The 20,010-nt window shown below is 70.0% G+C and carries 15 protein-coding genes, 1 pseudogene and 2 CRISPR repeat arrays; of the genes and pseudogenes, 9 read left to right on the forward strand and 7 right to left on the reverse strand.

Annotated features, from left to right (window positions below; genetic code table 11):
* Positions 1–642: 642 nt before the first annotated feature.
* On the reverse strand, positions 643–3,579 hold the full coding sequence (gene cas3, locus ACP4J0_RS23905; RefSeq protein WP_426600764.1) for a CRISPR-associated helicase Cas3': 2,937 nt from the start codon (positions 3,577–3,579) through the stop codon (positions 643–645).
* Positions 3,580–3,797: 218 nt separating this feature from the next.
* Positions 3,798–5,597: direct repeats of the CRISPR family, unit length 29 nt; unit sequence CTGCTCCCCGCACCCGCGGGGATGGTCCC.
* Positions 5,598–5,639: 42 nt separating this feature from the next.
* On the opposite strand from cas3, the gene cutA reads away from it, so the two are divergent.
* Positions 5,640–5,960 carry a divalent-cation tolerance protein CutA gene (gene cutA, locus ACP4J0_RS23910; protein WP_426600717.1) on the forward strand — a complete coding sequence of 107 codons (321 nt, stop codon included), beginning with the start codon at positions 5,640–5,642 and terminating at the stop codon, positions 5,958–5,960.
* 7 nt (positions 5,961–5,967) lie between these two features.
* Here the strand turns inward: cutA and ACP4J0_RS23915 are convergent, their stop codons facing one another.
* A complete protein-coding gene (locus ACP4J0_RS23915) occupies positions 5,968–7,275 on the reverse strand; it encodes an XRE family transcriptional regulator (RefSeq protein WP_426600718.1) in 1,308 nt (435 codons plus the stop codon).
* Positions 7,276–7,581: 306 nt separating this feature from the next.
* On the opposite strand from ACP4J0_RS23915, the gene ACP4J0_RS23920 reads away from it, so the two are divergent.
* Entirely contained in the window at positions 7,582–8,181 is a 600-nt protein-coding gene (locus tag ACP4J0_RS23920; RefSeq protein ID WP_426600719.1) for an ATP-binding protein, read from the forward strand.
* A 128-nt stretch (positions 8,182–8,309) separates the two neighbouring features.
* On the opposite strand, the gene ACP4J0_RS23925 is transcribed toward ACP4J0_RS23920, so the two are convergent.
* The gene (locus ACP4J0_RS23925; protein WP_426600720.1) at positions 8,310–8,447 is read right to left on the reverse strand and encodes a hypothetical protein; all 138 of its coding nucleotides are present in this window, start codon (positions 8,445–8,447) and stop codon (positions 8,310–8,312) included.
* Between ACP4J0_RS23925 and ACP4J0_RS23930 the strand changes: the two genes are divergently transcribed.
* The 5 genes from ACP4J0_RS23930 (at position 8,446) to ACP4J0_RS23950 (ending at position 12,785) form a co-directional block, all read left to right on the forward strand.
* Positions 8,446–8,577 (forward strand): hypothetical protein, encoded by a 132-nt coding sequence (locus ACP4J0_RS23930; RefSeq protein WP_426600721.1) that lies wholly within the window; start codon positions 8,446–8,448, stop codon positions 8,575–8,577. The genes ACP4J0_RS23925 and ACP4J0_RS23930 overlap by 2 nt on opposite strands.
* Positions 8,578–8,719: 142 nt before the next feature.
* Positions 8,720–9,826, forward strand: a complete 1,107-nt coding sequence (locus ACP4J0_RS23935) for a TfuA-like protein (RefSeq protein ID WP_426600722.1) — start codon at positions 8,720–8,722, stop codon at positions 9,824–9,826.
* On the forward strand, positions 9,823–10,974 hold the full coding sequence (locus ACP4J0_RS23940; RefSeq protein ID WP_426600723.1) for a YcaO-like family protein: 1,152 nt from the start codon (positions 9,823–9,825) through the stop codon (positions 10,972–10,974). Before ACP4J0_RS23935 ends, ACP4J0_RS23940 begins: the two co-directional genes overlap by 4 nt.
* Positions 10,967–11,755: a class I SAM-dependent methyltransferase gene (locus ACP4J0_RS23945; protein ID WP_426600724.1), complete on the forward strand. Its 789-nt coding sequence runs from the start codon at positions 10,967–10,969 to the stop codon at positions 11,753–11,755. Before ACP4J0_RS23940 ends, ACP4J0_RS23945 begins: the two co-directional genes overlap by 8 nt.
* 13 nt (positions 11,756–11,768) lie before the next feature.
* Positions 11,769–12,785 carry an NAD(P)H-dependent glycerol-3-phosphate dehydrogenase gene (locus ACP4J0_RS23950; RefSeq protein ID WP_426600725.1) on the forward strand — a complete coding sequence of 339 codons (1,017 nt, stop codon included), beginning with the start codon at positions 11,769–11,771 and terminating at the stop codon, positions 12,783–12,785.
* A 386-nt stretch (positions 12,786–13,171) separates the two neighbouring features.
* Here ACP4J0_RS23950 and ACP4J0_RS23955 read toward each other — a convergent pair whose 3' ends face one another.
* The 4 genes and pseudogenes from ACP4J0_RS23955 to ACP4J0_RS23970 form a co-directional block, all read right to left on the reverse strand.
* Positions 13,172–14,392 (reverse strand): IS256 family transposase, encoded by a 1,221-nt coding sequence (locus ACP4J0_RS23955; protein WP_426600765.1) that lies wholly within the window; start codon positions 14,390–14,392, stop codon positions 13,172–13,174.
* Positions 14,393–14,527: 135 nt separating this feature from the next.
* A complete protein-coding gene (locus ACP4J0_RS23960) occupies positions 14,528–14,839 on the reverse strand; it encodes a hypothetical protein (protein ID WP_426600766.1) in 312 nt (103 codons plus the stop codon).
* 236 nt (positions 14,840–15,075) lie between these two features.
* Positions 15,076–16,464: direct repeats of the CRISPR family, unit length 29 nt; unit sequence CTGCTCCCCGCACCCGCGGGGATGGTCCC.
* Positions 16,465–16,580: 116 nt separating this feature from the next.
* Complete coding sequence (locus ACP4J0_RS23965; protein ID WP_426600726.1) at positions 16,581–17,120, reverse strand: N-acetyltransferase family protein; 540 nt, start codon at positions 17,118–17,120, stop codon at positions 16,581–16,583.
* A pseudogene (locus ACP4J0_RS23970) lies at positions 17,117–18,023 on the reverse strand (hypothetical protein). Before ACP4J0_RS23970 ends, ACP4J0_RS23965 begins: the two are co-directional and overlap by 4 nt.
* Positions 18,024–18,458: 435 nt before the next feature.
* Between ACP4J0_RS23970 and ACP4J0_RS23975 the strand changes: the two are divergent.
* Both ACP4J0_RS23975 and ACP4J0_RS23980 read left to right on the forward strand, forming a co-directional pair.
* Positions 18,459–19,670, forward strand: coding sequence for a phosphotransferase (locus ACP4J0_RS23975; protein WP_426600727.1), 1,212 nt, complete (start codon positions 18,459–18,461; stop codon positions 19,668–19,670).
* Positions 19,667–19,999 carry an NAD(P)-binding domain-containing protein gene (locus ACP4J0_RS23980; RefSeq protein WP_426600728.1) on the forward strand — a complete coding sequence of 111 codons (333 nt, stop codon included), beginning with the start codon at positions 19,667–19,669 and terminating at the stop codon, positions 19,997–19,999. The genes ACP4J0_RS23975 and ACP4J0_RS23980 overlap by 4 nt, the downstream gene beginning before the upstream one ends.
* Positions 20,000–20,010 lie beyond the last annotated feature (11 nt).

Consider the following 20,010-nt stretch of genomic DNA (forward strand, 5'->3'; position numbering starts at 1 on the left):
GGACTGACAGTGCCTGCAAAGTGGCTGACGTAGACGGCCTGATGAGGCGGTGCGCGAAGGCGGCCCGATCCATGGCGAGTGGCTTCATGCCCATGGCCGCCACGGTGCGCAACCAGGACCATTCCGATGCCCCACGGCTCCGCGCGAACAGGGATGACGGAGCTACTTGCGGTAAGCGATGCGACATGGCCCTCCGATCCTCTAGAGTAGGCGAGTCATTCCAACAGCCTCAGGGGTGCAGTGAGTTGAACGGGTTGGTCCGTTGGGTCCTCGCTATCGGCGCGGTCATAGTCATCTTCTGGTTAGGTCTCTTATTGGGCCGCTGGCTGCCGTTGGGGGGCCCTGAGGATGAAGCCGCCAGGTGGGGCATCGCCACGGCTTTGGCCAGTGCGATCTCGGCTGTGGCTGGCCTGCCGCTGGTCCGGTGGGCAGAGGGAAGACATCAGCTGCTGAAGGAGCACTGAGAACCCTCTGCAACCGCGGTGGCGTCATCCTGTGTACGTTGGACCAACGACCAAAAGTTGATGGCATACGAGTCACTCGTGTCATACGTCCGCTGCTCCTCACTCACCTGGGGATGGCCCCAGCCTTAGGGGCGCATTTCACTGCTCCCCGCACTTAGCGGGGATTCCATGCGGTTGCTCAGACCGCTAGCTCTCCCTCTGCAGCCCGAGTCACCTCAAGGCCGTCGCTCGGGCTGTAGCGGAGTGCAAACCCTGCCAGGTGGGTCTGACAGTCCTCGTCGAGAGCGAGAATCAGCTGGTCGGAGAGCCAAGGGCTGTCCTTGCCCTGCCAGTTGGGCAGATACAGCCGCTCCAGCTCCTCAATGGCCCGGTCCATGGTCTCGCCAGAGAACTGCAGGGGAAGCCGCAGTCCGCAGCTCGCGGCCGTACGCGCCGCGAACCGTGTCGGCGTCGCGTCCTGCGGCAGCTCGAGGCCCGCGCGATGTCGTCCCTTGCCGTCCGGCTCGAGCCACGGCAGGGTGGCGAGACTCCCGTCACGGCGCCGCTGTACGACGACGACCTCCAGGCTGTCCCGGCTGTCGCGGACCTGGGCACGCCCTGCGGGGGAGTCGTCGGTGTCCCCGACGCCGGCGGTGACCCAGCCAAAGAGCGGCCGTCCCGGTTTGCCGACGTCTCCCAGACGGAACACGGCGGCGCGCTGGGCCTGGTCGTCGCGGTGCTCCTCGAACCGCTCGCCCGCCGCCTTCATGGCGTCCTGCCAGTGGTCCGGTCCGACCGGGTCTTCTCCGTACGCGTGCTGCACGAGCGTGCTGATGTCCGCCGGGAGCCGCACCGGTCGCCGGGGCCCGCCGTCCAGGTGGGGGAGGAGTACCGCGGCCGACCGCAGCAGGGCGTGCCTCCCGTACACCGCGACCGACCCCCGCACCGGGGCGGGCACCTCCGCGGCCCAGTCGGCCCCCGTCACCAGACAGCGCGCGGCGCGCAGGCGCTCGGGCCGCTCCCGCTGGTCCTGCCCGCGCTGGTGGCGGTGCAGGCGGCCCATGCGTTGCAGAAGCAGGTCGACCGGGCACAGGTCGCTGACCAGCAGGTCGAAGTCGACGTCCAGAGACTGCTCGGCGACCTGGCTGGCCACCACGACGTGCCGGCCCTGAGGCCGGCCGTCCGCCTTTTCCGGGGGCCCGAATAGGCGGAGCAGCGCCCTGTCCTTGTCCGCCCGGTCGAGGTCGACGAATCGGGAATGGGCGACCGTAACGCTCGTGGCACCGAACCTGTCACGCAGCGCCTGAGCCGTTTCCAGCACCCGTTTGACGGTGTTCCGGATCACCAGGGCGCACCCGCCGTCGGCCAGCTCGCGCTCCAGCAGGTCGGCGAGCACGTCCAGGCCGTCGGCCAGGCACTCCACCCTCACCTCCGTCGACCGGGCCGACGCCTCCGGGCGGCGGACCAGCGGAAGACCGCCCGGAGCGACGGTGGTCAGCAACGGGTACGCGTCCGACGCGACCATTTCCCCGGAGACGACCGAATCAGCACGGCCGGAGTACGACTCGACGAGCTCCCGCCTTCGTGAGGCCGGCAGAGTCGCGGACAGCACCACCACCGGAACCCGGTACGCACCCAGCCAGGACAGCACCCGGTCCAGATACACGCTCATGTACGTGTCGTAGGCGTGCGCCTCGTCGATGACGACGACCTTCCCCGCCACGGCGAGGTGACGCAGCGCCAGGTGCCGGCTCTTCAAACCGGCGAACAGCAACTGGTCGATGGTGCCCGCGACGAACGACGCCAGCATGGCCTTCTTACGGCCACGCAGCCAGGCATGCGCCACGAGCTCGGCCCCCGCGCGGTGCTGTTCGCCCAGCTTCTGCCGGGACGGGGGAGCCGCTTCGTCCACTTCGACGGCCGCGACCCCTCCCGTACGGGCCATCAGACCGGCGAAATCCTCATTGAGAGCTGCTTTGGAGTGAGTCAGGTGCACCGAGCGGCGTGAGCCAACCACCCCCGGCAACCGGTCCAGCCAGTCGAGCAGGCGAGGGAACATCGCGTTGCCGGTGGCCATGGTGGGCAGGGCGAAGAACACCCCGCCCGCCCCCGAGCGCGCCGCGAAGATCTCCGTTACGGCGAGTGCCGCTTCCGTCTTCCCCTCGCCCATCGGTGCCTCGACGATCATCAGACCGGGCGCCTCCATCTCCCGGGCGAGCTCCACGGCCGCTTCCTGCACAGGGCGTACCTCCGCTCCCGCAGGCAGGTCGAAGCGGGAGGCGAACAGCTCTTGAGTACTGCTGTCGGGTTCTTCGGCACGCCAGGGTTCCGGCAGGTCCAGTCCCTGCCAGGCCGCGGAAAGACGCTCGTGGTCGTTGCGGGACGCGTCGTCGGGGAAGTACGGGAAGAGGTCCGGGTTGCTGGCGATCCAGTCGGAGACGATCACCAGCGCGGTGAGCAGCACCTGCACCGGCTGCGGCAGCCTGACCCTCCGCCATTCCGCCAGTCGTTCGGCCACACAGAACTGCTCGGCACAGGCATCGAGCAGCTCGGTCTGCACCTGCCGCCAGAGACGGCTGCTCGCGCCAGGGGAGCGCAGCAACTCCTCACGCTCATACAGGGCCTTGATCTGACCATGCTCCGGCGGCACCCCGTGATGCCCGCCCACAGCAACCGTGAACTGCCCGGTCCGAGCGGGCACCCACCCGTGCCGTTCCTCCAGCCATTCCGCCAGCAGCACCTGCCCGGCCAGACCGTGCGGTGCGACCCGACGATCCGGCCCCAACGCCCTCACCGAACGCATCTCCAACCCCTGATCGCGCATCGCGTCGGCGAGCTGGTCGACCTGACACGCGAACGCCGGGGTGGCCTTGCCGACGTCGTGCACACCAGCGAGCCACACGGCAAGGGCGCGTGCGTCCGGCTCCCCCCGCGGCAACGTCTCGGCGACCAACTTCCGTACCCCTACGGGCAGCCACCGGTCCCACAACAGGCCGGCCACCGCGGCACTGTCCTCCATGTGCCGCCACAGCGGCAGCCAACCGTCACTGTCACGGTCATGCTTGGCCCACACCGACCGAGCCGGCTCCCCAAGCCGACGCAACAGGCCGGAACGGGCGTTCCCCCCAGCACTCATGAGTGATTGATACAGGGAAAAACTGTCTCCCCACACCAAAACGAGCAAACAAAAGAGTCCACCGAAAACCGGTACTTCCAAGACGTAGGATGATCGGCTAACCCTGGAAGCGCCTACGGAGCCACACGCCACCGATGTCTAAGTTGTCACATTTGCCGGAATCTGTAGAAGTTGCTGAAAGTACGCCTCTGCAGTCATAAACGCGCAGGTCAAACAGTCTGCTCCCCGCACCCGCGGGGATGGTCCCTCAGCATCAAAGCCACCGTTGCGTGCACCTCCCTGCTCCCCGCACCCGCGGGGATGGTCCCTTGCGGGCACGTTGGCGCCCGGGAAATGATCGCTGCTCCCCGCACCCGCGGGGATGGTCCCTCGGACCGCGGCGCGGGCGCCGGCGCGGGCTGCTGCTCCCCGCACCCGCGGGGATGGTCCCTTGTCGCGCTCGGTGCCGGGCATCTCCCGCACCTGCTCCCCGCACCCGCGGGGATGGTCCCGACTCCTGGCAGTGGTGGCAAACCCGCATGCGCTGCTCCCCGCACCCGCGGGGATGGTCCCGGCCGAACGTTTTCCATCCCTCCCCAGGTTCCCTGCTCCCCGCACCCGCGGGGATGGTCCCCCGGAATTCAGCGACGGCGCCGCCCCCGCGGACTGCTCCCCGCACCCGCGGGGATGGTCCCCACCAGAGCAACCGTCGCCGCCCGCTCCACGGCTGCTCCCCGCACCCGCGGGGATGGTCCCTGGGCGGCCATCAGCTAGCTCCCCGCCAGCGGCTGCTCCCCGCACCCGCGGGGATGGTCCCTCCGTCCCCGGCATCACCGGCCGGCCGACCGGCTGCTCCCCGCACCCGCGGGGATGGTCCCACGCGCGCGGCCGCCCGCCCCAACGACCGGTACTGCTCCCCGCACCCGCGGGGATGGTCCCTCGCTGCGGCTCTCAACTGCTCTCAGATATGCCTGCTCCCCGCACCCGCGGGGATGGTCCCGACCAAGCCCCGGACGCGACCACGGCCGGGGTCTGCTCCCCGCACCCGCGGGGATGGTCCCTGGCGGTGGGAGGGCAGCGCCGCCGCCGGCGTCTGCTCCCCGCACCCGCGGGGATGGTCCCGGCCGGCGGTCGCCGGGAAGGGCCGGACCGTGCTGCTCCCCGCACCCGCGGGGATGGTCCCTCCGGCGTCCCAGTGATCTCCTTCAGGGCGCCCTGCTCCCCGCACCCGCGGGGATGGTCCCTAACCATCAACCACTCGGCGACAGTGGAGGAACTGCTCCCCGCACCCGCGGGGATGGTCCCGGCAACGTCCAGGCCTACCTCGGAAGGAACCGCTGCTCCCCGCACCCGCGGGGATGGTCCCGAGCACGGCAGTCTGACGGTGCCGGCGTCGTGCTGCTCCCCGCACCCGCGGGGATGGTCCCAGTGGTTCGATCGCCACCCGCCCCGTTTTCACCTGCTCCCCGCACCCGCGGGGATGGTCCCGACGCGACGGTCTTGTTGTGGTGGTCCGCGATCTGCTCCCCGCACCCGCGGGGATGGTCCCCACGGCATCTGCTGACGGACGATCCGGCCGTCCTGCTCCCCGCACCCGCGGGGATGGTCCCATCGGCATGGACAAGTGGGGCGAGACCACCCGCTGCTCCCCGCACCCGCGGGGATGGTCCCCCCCCCCGCCCGGAAAGGCAAGATCATGGAAGGTCTACTCCCCGCATCCGCGGGGATGGTCCCCCGGTCTGGCTCGACATGGCCTACAGCCACACCTGCTCCCCGCACCCGCGGGGATGGTCCCATCACCCCCGGCGGGTTCCTGCGCGGGGTCCGCTGCTCCCCGCACCCGCGGGGATGGTCCCCGTCCCCCCGCTGCCCTCGGTTGTGGGACGCCCTGCTCCCCGCACCCGCGGGGATGGTCCCGACAACTACCGGCCGACGAAGCCGGACCGGAACTGCTCCCCGCACCCGCGGGGATGGTCCCGACGACGTGGCGATGGACAACGTGGCGTTGCTCTGCTCCCCGCACTCGCGGGGATGGTCCCTGACGACCTGTGACGAGCGCCCCGGGTAGCTAGTCTCCCGGCATGACTGAATATGTGCAGGTGTCGACTGCCACACCGGAGCGCGAGCAAGCTGTCACTCTCGCCCAAGGGGCCGTGAAAGGCCGCCTGGCCGCTGGGGCGCAGATCATCGGCCCCGTGATCTCGGTGTTCTGGCACTTGGGCGAGTTCGGTGAGGGCGAGGAGTGGAAGCTCCTCCTCACTACGACCCGTGACCGGTACCAGGAGCTGGAGAAGTACCTCCTCGACAATCACCCGTGGGACAGGCCGGAGCTGATCGCCGCGCCGATCGAGGGATCGGAAGGGTGCCTCCAGTGGATCGCGGAGTCTGTGGGTCCGGCCTAGGACAGGCCTAGGATCCGGCTGTCAGCTGTAGGACGTCCTGGACAGCGCTCACGTTCCGGTGCTGAGCCAGCTGGTTCAGCACCGGAACGAGCCGCTTCCGGGGGCGTACCGAGGCGACCCCGGCGGCCAGGCTCCAAGCTCGGCCTGTCACCGCGGCGGCCTCCTCGACCTCGCCGGCCGCGACGTAGGAGTCGGCCAGCCACGACAGATACAGGGCCTTGTCCCGGGCGTGATGGTCGTCGTACCGGTCCAGTGCCCGGACGAGCACGGGAACGGCTCGGAGGGGCCGGCAAAGCTCAGTCCAGCAACGGCCCGTCATGATGTCCAGCTCCGTCTCGTCGACCCATGCAGCCCAGTCCGGCTGGGGCTCGTCGGCAACCTGATTGTCCAGAGCAGCGCGTGCCGTTTCGAGGGCCTTCTCCGTGCGAGAGGGGTGCCCGGCGACCGCGCAGGCCCAAGCCAGACGCTCATGCAGTAGAGCGCGGACACCTGCCGGGGTGCCAGAGGTGATGGTGGAGCAGCTACTCGCGGCGATCTCGACGGCTACCTGCGGGTCGGGGGCTTGGTAGGCGAGAAAGGCGAGCGCATTGCCGAGCAGGTCGCCGTCCCGGGCCTCTCGGGCCGCGGCCCTGCTCTCCTCGTACAGGCCCTCGGCATCAGCTTGTCTGCCGCCGTCGAAGGCGGCCCATCCTGCCTGCTGCGCCTGTTCGGCGAGGAGAGCGACGAGGCGGCGCCGTGAGTCGGGGGTGAAAGTGGCGTCTCGTAACAGGGCTTTCGTGGTCTGGTACTCGCCCAGGTAGACCCTGAAGGTGTCGCCGCCGCCGATGACCTCGTCCAGGCGTCGCAGGCGTGCGGTGCGCCGGCGAAGCTGGCCGACGTATCCGGTTGTCACGTGGGTGGGTGTCGCCGGGCGGTGCAGAGCGGGCAGGGCGGCAGCCAGACCCGCGGTTGAAGCGGCTTGGAGGACAGTACGGCGGCGCATGGGAGGTCCGATCGCTGGGCTGTTCAGATTCCCGGGAAGCCTGCTGTCCTCCCACGGGCGGGGAGCGAGGCCGACCATGTGCCCGGGCACGCGTAATGCGTCGGAGATGGCAACGATCTTCGCGAACGTCGTGACCCGCCCTTCTCCTCGAGCAAGCTCGCCAACTCGCGCGGGTTTCAGGTCGCACGCCTCGGCGATGCGCGAGTACGGGATTCCGGCGCGGCTGCGCGCTAGTCGGAACACCGTCCCGAAGTCGTGCTCGGCGAGGACACGCTGCATCTCCTCATCGTTGAGAAGTTCCTGGGGCAGGGCGGTCGGCGGCTGGTAGGGCATGCGGCACTTCCTGCTGGCCTGAGTGTGCGCGACAGCTCATCAAGTCGTGTACCCATCATGGGTATACCCGTGGTGGGGATGTGCAGACTTCGGCGGAATTCCACCCTGTACGAGTGAGAACCCCAGGGGCCGTGGTGTCGGCCGATCCAGAGCCGGACGACTGTCGAGGAGCCGCCACCGTGGTGGAGCGTACCCAACCAGCCGCAGTAGCAGAGCCGGCGAACAGGCGGGCTGGCGCCGGCACGCCCGACGCCGAGGCGGTGAAGCGGCTCGTCATGTTCGCCCGGTACCGCGTCACCCAGCGCGGTGCGTGACGTGCTGGCCGGCCGACGGCTGCTGGCCGAGGACGGCGTGTCCGTCGTGACGAAGTGTTTCCGGCGCGAGGCGCAATCAGTGCCCGCAGTGCGCCGCTTCGTTCGGGCCGTCCTGGAGGACTGGGAACTGTCGGGCCTCGCAGACACCGCCGAAATGGTCACCTCCGAACTCGCTTCCAATGCGGTCCTCCACGCTCGTCATGCCGCGTTCCGGGTGACCCTGCGCCGTCTCGGCGACGAGCAGGTGCAGGTCGCGGTTATCGACCGCAGCCGGACCCTTCCCCAGCAGGTGGACCCGGGCGACGACGAGGACCACGGCCGGGGCCTGGCCATCGTCGAGGCGCTGTCGCAGAAGTGGGGTGCCGAGCCCATGTGGTGGGGAACGGCGAAGGGCAAGAAGGTGTGGGCGGACCTGGCGGCGCCTCGCCCCGTCGAGCTGCCCGTGAGTGACCCGCTGTACCCGAGCCATCGAGTCCAAGCCGTCTACGTCCTGGTCGTCGTAGCGGTTGCCGCCCTCGTCGTCGTAGCGGTTGCCGCCCTCGTCGTCCTGGGCGTGGCCGCCGGCGCCGACGCACCGCCCCTCACCCCCTGATCCCCGCCCCGGTCGCAGATGTCAATGGCTCTCCCTCCGGCCGGGGCGGATCAACCTTGCTTGCCGGAGGCACTCCAGCACCAGTTCGTCGTCAGTCCGTTCTGGCGGCGCTGCGTGAGTGCCCCTCACTACTCCCGCTCCCGGCCGTCGGCGGGGGAGCGGGCATGGCCCCGACGCATGCTGCGGGGCGGCACCGGGGCCGGCCTGGAGAGCGACCTGCCCTCCAGGCCGTGCTCACCCATCACCGAAAGGACCGTGAGGTTCATGTCCAAAGCGCAGGAAGCCGCGAAGAACACGGAGATCGCCGCAGATGTGAACGACGTCGAGGACCTGATCGACACCGCAGCCGTGACGCGTTCCGAGGACGTCGAACAGGAGGGCGGTTACACCTTCTGACCTGTTCTGCCCGAAGGCGTCCGGCTACAGCCGTGGCCGGGCGCCCGCCTCTCGTCCTTTCTCTGGAGACCTCGTGATCCATGTCTTCACCGGGCCCACGCTGAGCCCGGACGACCCCGCCCTGCAGGATCAGGCTCTACGTGTGCTCCCTCCGATCCGGCACGGCGACCTGTTCGATCCCCGGATCGCGGCCGGTGACACGGTCGTCATCATCGACGGTGTCTACCACCACGCGCCGGCCGTTCGGCACAAGGAGATCATTTGGACGCTCGCCCGGAGCGTCCGCGTCATCGGTGCCGCGAGCATCGGCGCACTTCGGGCTGCCGAATTGCGGGCGTGCGGCATGATCGGCCTGGGCGCGGTGTGGCAGGCCTACGCCGACGGAGTCCTGGAAGGGGACGACGAGGTCGCCGTCGCCCAGTCCGCCGTTGACGCGCGCGCCTGCACCTGGCCGCTGGTCCGGGTGCGGCAGGTTGTCGGCATGGCCCGCAGCCGGCACGTGATCGACGTCGAGCAGGCGGGCCGGCTCACCAGCGCACTGGCCGAGGTGTACTACGCGCACCGGTCGTTGGACGCGGTGAAGCGGATCACCCGGCGTCTGGCCCCGTCGTTCGACGCATGGCTGGACGACGCCCTGGCCACTGACCCTCACTTCGGTGACGTGAAGCGGACGGACGCCTTGACTGCTGTTCACGCGGCGCTCGAACTCGACGGGCCTCCGACCGTGCCCGTGCCGGGCCTGGCGTGGGCCACGCGCTGCTTCCGGCAGTGGGCCAATGCTTTCGCCGTCGAGATGACCGAGCACGGTCGGCTCCTCACCGTGCAACGGGTCGGCTTCCAGCAGATCTTCGACCGGCAGTTCAAGGACGTGTGGTGGGAGTTCCTTGCCGAGTACGGCGCGTCCGGTCTGCCGCCGACGCTGGCGTGCGCGGTGATCAACCCCTGTGCCGACCTGACCGACGAAGCCACGGCGGCCCGGCTCCTCGCGCGAGAAACGGGTGCCGACCGTGCCGACGCCGCCCGGTACGCGGCCGTCAACACCGAGGCGTGTCGGAGGCACGGCGGGTTCTTCCCCGAAGCGATCAAGGAGAGTGTGGTGCAGGAGATGCTCACCGCCGTGTGGGACGTCGGCTCGGCCGGTCTGGAAGAGGAGGCGTGGCTGCGAGGCTTCCAGGGCGTACGGGAAGCGGTCGACGCGGCAAGGCCGTTCGTGCTCGGTTTCCTGCGGGACCAGGAGGCGGTCCGGTGAAGGGCATCGGTCTGCCCGGCACCGTCCGCACTCGGGCGCCCGAGGACACGTGGCGTGCGCTGAGGCAGGAACTCGAACGGCTCGGGATCACGCGGGTGGCCAGGCTCACCGACCTCGATCATCTCGGCATTCCAGTGTGGACCGCCATCCGGCCAGCCGCGCACACCCTGACGACGTCGCAAGGCAAGGGCGCTACCGACACCCTCGCGAAGATCTCGGCCGTTCTGGAGGCCGCCGAGCTGTGGCACGCGGAGCAGCCGGTGCGGCTGGACACGCGAGCCGCACACAAGGAGCTGGATCTGCCGTACCCGATGGCCGCGCTCCCGGTGAAGGCGTACCATCCGGGCCTGGCTGACCTACCGCTGGACTGGACAACCGGCGTGGGCCTGAGCAGTTCGAACGAGCTTCTGGTGCCGGCGGACCTTGTCCGCCGCGAGCCGCGCCGCGACCGGTCCAAGCTGGAAGTGTTCGCCGTGACCAGCAACGGCCTGGCGTGTGGCAACGACTGTACGGAGGCGACGCTGCACGCGCTGCTGGAGGCTGTGGAGCGGGACGTCTTGCACTGCGACTACGTCGGCGGCGGCCGATCCCGGAACCTGGTCGCCCCGGACTCGGTGACGGACCCGTACTGCGCGGACCTGATCGGCCGGTTCGCCGACGCCGGGATGTGGCTGGAGATCGCCCATGTGAGGAGCGACTACGGCATTCCGGTGTTCGCCGCCTACATCTGGTCGGAGGACTACCCGGTGGTGTTCGCCGGGTCCGGCTGCCACTCCTTCCCTCAGATCGCCCTGTCCAGAGCGCTGACCGAGGCCGCTCAGTCGCGGCTGACCTGTATCGCGGGCACACGCGACGACCTCGCGTCCCACGAGGCGGCTTTCGCCGCGCACCCAGGCCGGCCCGCCCTGGCGGACCTGCCCACCAGTAGCTGGGAGCGGTGCGCCGGCCTCTATCCGGCCGCCCTCGAGCCGGATGTCGAGCAGCACCTGGCCGCGGCCGTCACGACGGTCACCAAGGTCACCGGACACGAGCCGATCGTGGTCACGCTGTACGACGGCGAGACGTACGGGGCGGTCAAGGTCGTCAGCCCCGGCATGGAGATGCGGGTCGCCCGCTCCATCCCCCGGATCCGGGAGCGTCGTGGATAGCCCGGCGCTGACCGAGCAGGAGCAGCGAACGGCGCAGGTGTACGACGCGATGTACGCCGCCAGGGAGGCCGGCACGATCACCGGCGAGCTGTATGCGCGGGCGATGGGCGGCCTCTACCCGCCCCAGGTCGACGCGTCGAGTTCCTGCGACTGGCCGCTGCTCGGCACGATGGTCGCCCACTTGCGGATGGAGCCCGGCCACCGGTTGGTGGACCTCGCGTGCGGAGCGGGCGGGGTCGGCCTGTGGCTGGCCCGTGCGCTGACCGTGTCCGTCACTGGTGTCGACGTCTCCGCGACAGCGGTCCGTCTGGCGGCCGGCCGTGTCCGGGAGTTCCGTCTGCCCGCCGAGCGCGCCCGGTTCGGGGTCGGCTCGCTGGTCGGCACAGGACTCCCCGACCAGTACGCGAACGGGTTGATCTGCGTGGACGCGCTGGGGTTCGAGCATGACCGCAGGAAGGTACTGGAGGAGATCCGACGCGTCCTCAAGCCCGGTGCCCGCGCGGTCGTCACCTCGGGCCGTTCCCGGGGCTGCCCGGTCATGCCGCCCTGGAGGGAACAGGCCGAGGGAGTGGGGCTGATCCTCGAAGCGGAGCAGGAGCGGCCTCACGAGCCGAAGATGTGGCAGCGGCTGTACGCATTGTGGATCGAACACGAGGCGGAGCTACGGGCGGAACTCGGTGACGACCAGGCGGACAACATGCTTCATGAGGCGCACACTCGGGGGCCGAAACTCCCCGAGCGCCAGGCGCTGGTCGTTACATTGAGCCGCCCCGAGAACTGAAGGAGATCACTGAATGACTCGTCGTGTTGCCGTCTACGGCGCGGGCTCCTGGGGGACGGCGTTCTCCCTCGTCCTGGCCGACGCCGGATGCGAGGTCACCCTGTGGGGGCGGCGGGCTGCGCTGGTGGAGGCGATCAACGAAACCTGCAGCAACCCGGACTACCTGCCCCAGGTCAAGCTGCCCCAGGGCGTCCGGGCCACGACCGACCCGGCCGATGCGGCCCGCGATGCCGATGTCGCCGTGCTGGCAGTCTCGGCGCAGCATGCCCGTGGGCTGCTTCAGGACTGGGCGGAGCAGTGGCAGCCCGACACCGTGTTCGTCTCGTTGATGAAGGGGGTGGAGTTGGGGTCCGGCAAGCTGATGAGCGAGGTCGTCGCTGAGACGACCGGAGCGCCGCCCCGAAGGGTCGCAGTCGTCTCGGGGCCCAACCTGGCCGCCGAGATCGTCGACCGCAAGCCTGCCGCAAGCGTCGTCGCCTGCGTCGACGAGAGCACGGCCGCAGCCATCCAGACGGCCTGTCACACGCCGTACTTCCGGCCGTACACGAACACCGACGTCGTCGGCTGCGAACTCGGCGGCTCGGTAAAGAACGTCATCGCCCTTGCCGTCGGGGTCACGGACGGCATGGGACTCGGTGACAACACCAAGGCCGCACTGGTCACCCGTGGGCTCGCCGAGGCGACCCGACTCGGCGTCGCCATGGGAGCGGACCCGCTCACCTTCGCCGGGCTGGCCGGCATGGGCGACCTGATTGCCACGTGCTCGTCCGCACTGTCCCGGAACCACACCTTCGGCGCCCACCTGGGCCGAGGACTGAGTGTCGAGGAGGCCCGAGCGGCGACCACCCAGACCGCGGAAGGCGTTGCCTCGTGCAAGGCGATCCAGGGCCTGGCCGAGCGCCACGGTGTTGACATGCCCATCACCCGAGCCGTGGTCGACATGATCCACAGCGGCCGGGCGGCAGAGCGCGCTGTGGAGGACCTGATGTCCCGCGCACCCACCTCCGAAGCACCACGGCCGAAGGACTGACGTCGCTTGTTGTCCAGCGGGATATGAGGGGGTCGAGGAAGAGCCACCCGGGTCGCCCTGGCCGCGAGGACATCGGTTCGCCGACCGCACCCGGGCCCGGCACGCAGCCGTCCACGCGCTGCTGAATGTCGGACACAGCCGCCGTTCGATCCAGCGCCAACTCGAGGGCCGCACCAACGCCTGGAAGCTGTGAGAGGAGATCGTGCCGCTTGGCTAAAGGGCAGCTACCAGCGCGTCCGCGCCTATCTGCACGACAAGCGCACTTCGCCACGGCCGGTGACCGCCCGGCCTCCTTCGCCCGAACGGTCGCCGGACGGATCCGCCGCCGCGGAAGCCCTCACCGAGCTCGAACAGCTCGGTCATGCCCCTTGTCTTGGTGTAGGCGATCAGTCGTCTGACGCGGCAGGCAGGGCGATCGTGTCGTCGGGGTAGAGGGCGTCCATGCTCTCGTTGGAGAGGTAGCGGCGGGGGAAGGCGATCCATTCGTCGTGGAGTTCGGCGAGGACGGCGGTGGCCAGGCGGAGGACTGCGGCCGGGTTCGGGAAAACCTGGACGACGTCGGTGCGGCGTTTGATCTCCCGGTTCAGCCGCTCCAGCGGGTTCGTGGACTGGATCTTCTTCCAGTGCTGGTGAGGGAAGTCCGCGAACGCGGTCAAGTCCTCCTTCGCCTCCAGCAGCATTTCTCTGACCTTGGGGAACTGCCGGCCGAGCATGTCGGCAACCGTGTCGAGCTGGGTGCGGACCGCGTCCGCGGTGGGCTGGGCGAAGACGGTCCGGATCGTGGCGGCGACCATCTCCGCCGACCCTTTCGGGATCACGGCGAAGACGTTGCGGACGAAGTGGACACGACAGCGCTGCCAGGCGGAGCCGAGCATGACCTTGCGGATCGCTTTGACCAGACCGCTGTGGCTGTCGGAAATGACCAGGCGGACGCCACTCAGGCCGCGTTCGCGCAGGTGACGCAGGAACTGGGCCCAGAAGACTTCGGTCTCGCTGTCGCCGACCATGACACCGACGACTTCCCGGCCGCCGTCCTGGGTGACACCGGTGGCGATCACAATCGCCTGCGAGACGATCCGGTGGTCGACACGGGCCTTGACGTAGGTGGCGTCGAGGAACAGGTAGGGGAACCGGATGTGGTCCAACGGCCGGGTCCGGAAGGCGTCCAGCTGTTCGTCCAACTCGGCGCAGATTCGGGAGACCTCACTCTTCGATATCCCGGTGTCCGAGCCGAGGGCTTTGACGAGGTCGTCGACCGAGCGGGTGGAGACGCCATGGACGTAGGCTTCCATGACGACTGCGTAGAGGGCCTGGTCGATGCGCCGCCGACGCTCGAGGAGGCTGGGGAAGAAGCTTCCGGCCCGCAGTTTCGGGATGGCGAGCTCGAGGTCGCCGGCCTGTGTGGTCACGGTCTTCTCGCGGTGGCCATTGCGCCAGGTGGTGCGGGTGTCGGTGTGTTCGCCCCACTCGGCGCCGATCTTTGTGGTGGCCTCGGCCTCGATCAGTTCCTGCAGCAGTCGCTCGGCGACCTCGCGGACGAGTTCAAGACCATCTGCCGAACGTAGTGACTCAAGCAGGCGAAGTAGGTCATGCTGGGACAAGGCCACCGTGCACCCCCTGGGGTCGAACTGCCCGTTCACTCCGGACAGTTGCACGGTGGCCTGCCAGTTGAGCAGGGAGCAGACACCGGCAGACGGTGCACCCAAGGGAGCAGAACCCGCGCACTCAACCGCGGAGATCCCCTACACCACACAGCGGGACGCCATCAACAGCTCCGGCTCAAGACCGTACGCACTCACTGCACCGAGCTCGACGCACTCACCCGGCACGTCCGCTCTTTCGCGACCAAGCTCGCTGAGCGCCAGGGCGAGTGCCTGCCGGACTGGCTCGACGCCGTCCGACAGGACGACTTGCCCAGCCTTCACACTCTCGCCGCAGTCGTTGCCGGCCTCAACCTGCCCTGGAACTCGGGTGTCGGCGAAGGCCACGTGAACCGGATCAACATGCTCAAAACGCCAGATGTTCGGCCGCGCCGGCTTCGAATTGCTGCGCAAGCGGGTCCTTCTAGCTTGCTGAGCTGCAGTCCCCACTAAAATGCGCTCGACGAAGAAGTAGCCGGATGGACCCTCGCATACCCCGCGTGCGACGCAAGCCGGCCGCCGCACCATTGGACGACCGGCCAACCCTGGAATCGACAACGGACTCACACCGCCCTATGTCCCATTTGCCGGAATCTGTAAAAGTCGCTGAAATCACGTCTCTGCGGCCATAGGCTCGCAGGTCAAACAGTCTGCTCCCCGCACCCGCGGGGATGGTCCCGAGCAGCGCGCCGAGTGGGGCCGACTCCGCACCTGCTCCCCGCACCCGCGGGGATGGTCCCGGCAAGGGCGGCGTGATCGAGGCCCGCGAGCTCTGCTCCCCGCACCCGCGGGGATGGTCCCGAAACCGACGCGAACACGCTGCTGACACCGCTCTGCTCCCCGCACCCGCGGGGATGGTCCCGATGCCGGGCCACCTGTTCCGCCTCGGGCGGCCTGCTCCCCGCACCCGCGGGGATGGTCCCCACACCTCGAACGCGAGGTGCTGAAGCTCTTCCTGCTCCCCGCACCCGCGGGGATGGTCCCGGATGGGCACCGGGCCGCCGACCGCGAGGGCACTGCTCCCCGCACCCGCGGGGATGGTCCCTCCTGGTTGGCGTACTGCGTGATCACGCCGCTCTGCTCCCCGCACCCGCGGGGATGGTCCCCCGTCCTCGTCCAGGCCGCAGCCCGCCCCATGCTGCTCCCCGCACCCGCGGGGATGGTCCCCGGGTGGACCGGGAACGGCTGCACCATCAGCACTGCTCCCCGCACCCGCGGGGATGGTCCCAGCCACCACATGATGGGACTCGTCCTCCGACTCTGCTCCCCGCACCCGCGGGGATGGTCCCTTCGAGCAGTGGTACGAAGGCCGCGCACGGTGCTGCTCCCCGCACCCGCGGGGATGGTCCCAGCCACCACATGATGGGACTCGTCCTCCGACTCTGCTCCCCGCACCCGCGGGGATGGTCCCTTCGAGCAGTGGTACGAAGGCCGCGCACGGTGCTGCTCCCCGCACCCGCGGGGATGGTCCCACCACATCGACCACCGCCCCCGACGGCCTCGCCTGCTCCCCGCACCCGCGGGGATGGTCCCCAGGACTTGGCGCCGCCCGTGTTGCGGAAGATCTGCTCCCCGCACCCGCGGGAATGGTCCCACACGATCGGGAGGGGGTTGATGAGGATTCAACTGCTCCCCGCACCCGCGGGGATGGTCCCATGGCCCGCTCCTCCTCGGTCGGCTCGATCGGCTGCTCCCCGCACCCGCGGGGATGGTCCGCTGGCCAAGGCGATCCTCAAGGGCGAGGTCGACTGCTCCCCGCACCCGCGGGGATGGTCCCGCCCCGGTGATGAGCATGGTGAGCCCGATTACCTGCTCCCCGCACCCGCGGGGATGGTCCCCCACCGGTCCTCGCGCTGGCGAGGAGCGGTCGCTGCTCCCCGCACCCGCGGGGATGGTCCCGATCGCCTGTACGGCATCGAGACGGAGAACCTCTGCTCCCCGCACCCGCGGGGATGGTCCCATCACGGGGATGCAGCTGTACCAGTACCAGTACCAGTACCAGTACCAGATCCGCTCCCCGCACCTGCGGGGATGATCTCGAGACAGCGACGCAGGCAAGGGCTGCAGCAGCCCTCTGTGCAATGAGGTGGGGCATGTCCCTGCGGGTGGTGCGGCCGGCCTCGGTTCTGCAGTGTGGCCGCGGCCGCCGGTCCGGTCACGGGATGGGGCGGACCATCACCGTGAGCAGAGGGGACGCCGGGGACGGTTGGCTGTGCCCGATGTCCTCGTATCCCCATGTCCTGTAGAGGGCGTGGACCTTCCCGTCCCCGGCCGCGGGGTTGACCATGAGCGTGACGTACTGCTCGCTGCGCGCGAGGAGCAGCGCGTCATGGATACGTTGGGCGATCCCCGTCCCGCGCCAGGCCGGGCTCACCCCGATCTCTTTCAGGGCGGCGGTCGGCTGCGCGGTGTACTCCTCGGCCGGCGGCGGGGTGGTCCGCTGCCAGTACCGGTCTCCGTGTTCGATCCTGTTCGCGTAGGCGTAGCCGACCGGCTGGTCGTCGGCGTACGCGAGGACTGCGAGGAACCCGGGCTCGCAGCCGTGTCGGTCCAGGCGCTCCCCGAACGCGGTCACCGCGTAGTTGGGCAGGTGGAGCAGCGGGGCGCGTACCTCGGCGTAGACGTCGAGGAGGTCGCCGCGGGCGGCGTCGAGGTCGGTGAACTGGCGAAGCTCGACGGTGGGAGCCGTGGTCATGCGCGGGTCCTCCAGGCGGCGGTGTGCTCGTTCCAGGTCTGCACGGCCGGGCTGCCGGGCGCGGTGGCGCGCAGGGCGGCTCCGAACTCCTGCAGCATGCGGGATACCCGGGCGTGTTGGGTAGCGGCACTGGCCGGGACCGTCATCGCCGCGGCGGTGGCGGCGTCGGCGTCGCCCTGGGCGAGTTGAGCGTGTGCGAGGCGGGTCGTGGTGATCGCCCGGGAGCGGACCATGTGGGGGCGCAGGCCGGCCAGGCAGCGGTGGGCGTGGAACTCGGCGGTCGGGTAGTCACCGAGTGCCAGGTGCGCGGACAGTGCGAGGGCATCCAGCTCGGCCTGGTCGTAGAAGGCGAGCATCCACACGGGCCGGTAGTCGGCCGGGTCCGCGCGTTCCATGGCGTCCTGTGCCTGCTCGAACGTCCGGCGGGTGCCGGTTGCGGTCCTGTGCCGTGCCATGGATGGCCGCCTGCCGGGCGAGTCCGAGGGAGGCGAACATGGGGTCCCGGCGGGTGATGTGGAGGTTGCGGGCGACGTCGTTGGCGGCCAGGGCGTCCGCTGGGCGTCCCATGTGCCGGTACATGCTGCCGGCGTGGCTCCAGATGCGGAACTTGATCGCGGGGTCACCGGACATCTCGGCGAGTGCCTGCGCCTCGCGCATGTGCTTCTGGGCGTCGGCGTAGCGGCGGCCGTCGATGGCCGCCCACATCGCGGAGGAGCGGAAGGAGGCCGCGCAGGCGTACAGGCTGTTGCGTACGCGCTGGGTGGCGCTGCCGGAGTTCTGGAGGTTCAGCGCCTCGTCGGCGAGGGCGGCGGCGCGCTGCTCGATGCCGAGTTGCCCGCCGTGGCGGTGGTCGCTGGCGATGATCTCGGAGAACCGCTGCTGCAGGCGGTCGACGTCGCCCATGCCGATACGGCGAGGAGACGGGCCGGGAGCGGCTGCGGCGGCAGCGATGCCGCCGACGAGGGTACGGCGCTTCATGTCGGGGTCCTCCTGCTGTGGGGCGGGCGAGGAAGGGGCCCGGCCCCGTGGCACGAACCCTAGAGCGGTGGCGGGAAGGCCGGTGACGACTTCAAGCGCCTTGCGGGTCACGGAGTTGGGCCATCGGACCCGCCCGGATTTCCAGCCGCGTACGGACGATCCGTCATGACCGCCGGGGCGTCCGGTCAGGCGCTCCACGGCCGTGTTGCGGCGCCGACTGGCCGGCTCCTGGGGGAGCTCGGCCAGTCGGCGCCGGGACCAGCCCTTGGCCGCCGCCGGCCCGTGCCGGTGACCAAGGGGCGACACCGATCCCACTGCCCGGGAGCGGCCGAAGAGCATGCTCAAGAGGAGGCGTTCGTTGTGACCAATGGCGTATATGCCGTTCCCACCCTGGCCCGGCCCACCGTGGCCGAGGTGTTCGTCCACGCCGCGGCGCTCATATACCAGGCCGCCGGCGAGATCTGGCCGGACGAGCGGGTCCTTCTGGAGGCGCATGTGCCCAGCGTCACCGGGTGCGTGCACCGTGCTCGGGTCGGGGACCGGGCCCTGTACGTCAAGACCTCGATGCTGGGCGTGTCCCTCGTTTCCCTGCTGCGCGGCAAGTGCGGGGGCTGGCCCGCCGTCCGGGAGGCGCAACGGGAGTACGTCAAAAGGTCGGACAGCCTCCTCGAGCGCGAGGCGGCGCAGCTCCGGGCCCTGGCGGGTCTGGACGGTCCCCGTGTGTGTGCGGTCGCCGGCGTGCGGGGCGGGGTCATCTTCACGGAGGCCGTCACCGGCCCGACCCTGGGGGACCTCCTGCTCATCCACCCCGGGGACACCAGTGCCCTGGTGGGGCGCTGCATCGCCGAGCTGCGCCCGCTGCACCGGCCGGGTGCCGCGCGCCGGCTGGGCACTGCCGGGGCCACCGGCGAGCGCAGCGTCGACGGCACGTTCTGCCGCAAGTTCAACGGCGAGGACGCCGCCGCATACGTCGTCCAGCGCGGCACCGAGCAGTGGCGTGGGGAAAGCGACATGGTCGCGGAACTCGTACGGATCAGCGTGCGCCGGCTGCTCGCGCTGCGGGAGACGCTGCCCGCGCCGGCCGGGACCAGCCTCGCCTACGGCGACCTGAAACCGGAGCACGTGCTGTTCCCGGACGGCCCGGACGGGCGGCCGGTGCTCCTGGACCCGGGCCTGCTGCGGGCGAGCCCGATGGTCGACGTGGCCAAGCTGCTGAGCCGTACCGTCCTGCTCCTCGCCGCGCGACGGCCGGACCAGGCGACCGCCCGCCTCGTCCTCGACGGCCTCGCCACGGTCGCCCGGTCCCACGTGGGCCGCCTGCCCCTGAAAGACCGTCGGGCGTGGCTGCGCCACCTGCTGGTGCTGTGGCTGATGGACACCCTGAACATCATGACGACGTACCTGTCCGCCCCGGCCGCCCTGCCTCTGCCCGGTCTGGGTGCGGCCCTCGTCGAGCGGGCCGTGCCCATGTGCTCGCTCGTGGACGCCGTGAGCGCCGACCTGATGGACCCCACCGGCAGGCGGGGCCGCGGGGACCGGACGCTCACCCGGATCCTGGAGGCGATCGCATGACCCCTCCGGCGCCGGCCGTCGGTGTCATCGGCACCGGAGCAGTCGGGCAAGCCGTCGGCGGGTCGCTGGTGGCATCAGGGGTGGCCGGACGACTCCTCGTCGCCTCGCGCACCGTCGGCCAGGCCGAGGCCCTGGCCGACGACCTGGAGGACATGCGGGCAGCTCTGGGCACCCCGGTCCGGCCGGGTGCGGCCCAGATCGAGGAACTGCGGGCGTGCGCCGCGGTGGTGGTCGCCGTCCGGGCTCGGTTCACGAACATGCGCAGCGCCGACGTCCGCATGGGCGGCATCCATGCGAACGCTCCCGTGATCCGGGACCTCGCGGCGTAGCTCCTCGGCTA

Source organism: Streptomyces sp. WG7, assembly GCF_049975785.1.
Taxonomy (GTDB): Bacteria; Actinomycetota; Actinomycetes; order Streptomycetales; family Streptomycetaceae; genus Streptomyces.

Bases quoted from the DNA above. Each gene is read 5' to 3' on its own strand.
- cas3 (WP_426600764.1), bottom strand. From the start codon at position 3,579: ATGAGTGCTGGGGGGAACGCCCGTTCCGGCCTGTTGCGTCGGCTTGGG.
- cutA (WP_426600717.1), top strand. From the start codon at position 5,640: ATGACTGAATATGTGCAGGTGTCGACTGCCACACCGGAGCGCGAGCAA.
- ACP4J0_RS23915 (WP_426600718.1), bottom strand. From the start codon at position 7,275: ATGCCCTACCAGCCGCCGACCGCCCTGCCCCAGGAACTTCTCAACGAT.
- ACP4J0_RS23930 (WP_426600721.1), top strand. From the start codon at position 8,446: ATGTCCAAAGCGCAGGAAGCCGCGAAGAACACGGAGATCGCCGCAGAT.
- ACP4J0_RS23925 (WP_426600720.1), bottom strand. From the start codon at position 8,447: ATGAACCTCACGGTCCTTTCGGTGATGGGTGAGCACGGCCTGGAGGGC.
- ACP4J0_RS23950 (WP_426600725.1), top strand. From the start codon at position 11,769: ATGACTCGTCGTGTTGCCGTCTACGGCGCGGGCTCCTGGGGGACGGCG.
- ACP4J0_RS23965 (WP_426600726.1), bottom strand. From the start codon at position 17,120: ATGACCACGGCTCCCACCGTCGAGCTTCGCCAGTTCACCGACCTCGAC.
- ACP4J0_RS23980 (WP_426600728.1), top strand. From the start codon at position 19,667: ATGACCCCTCCGGCGCCGGCCGTCGGTGTCATCGGCACCGGAGCAGTC.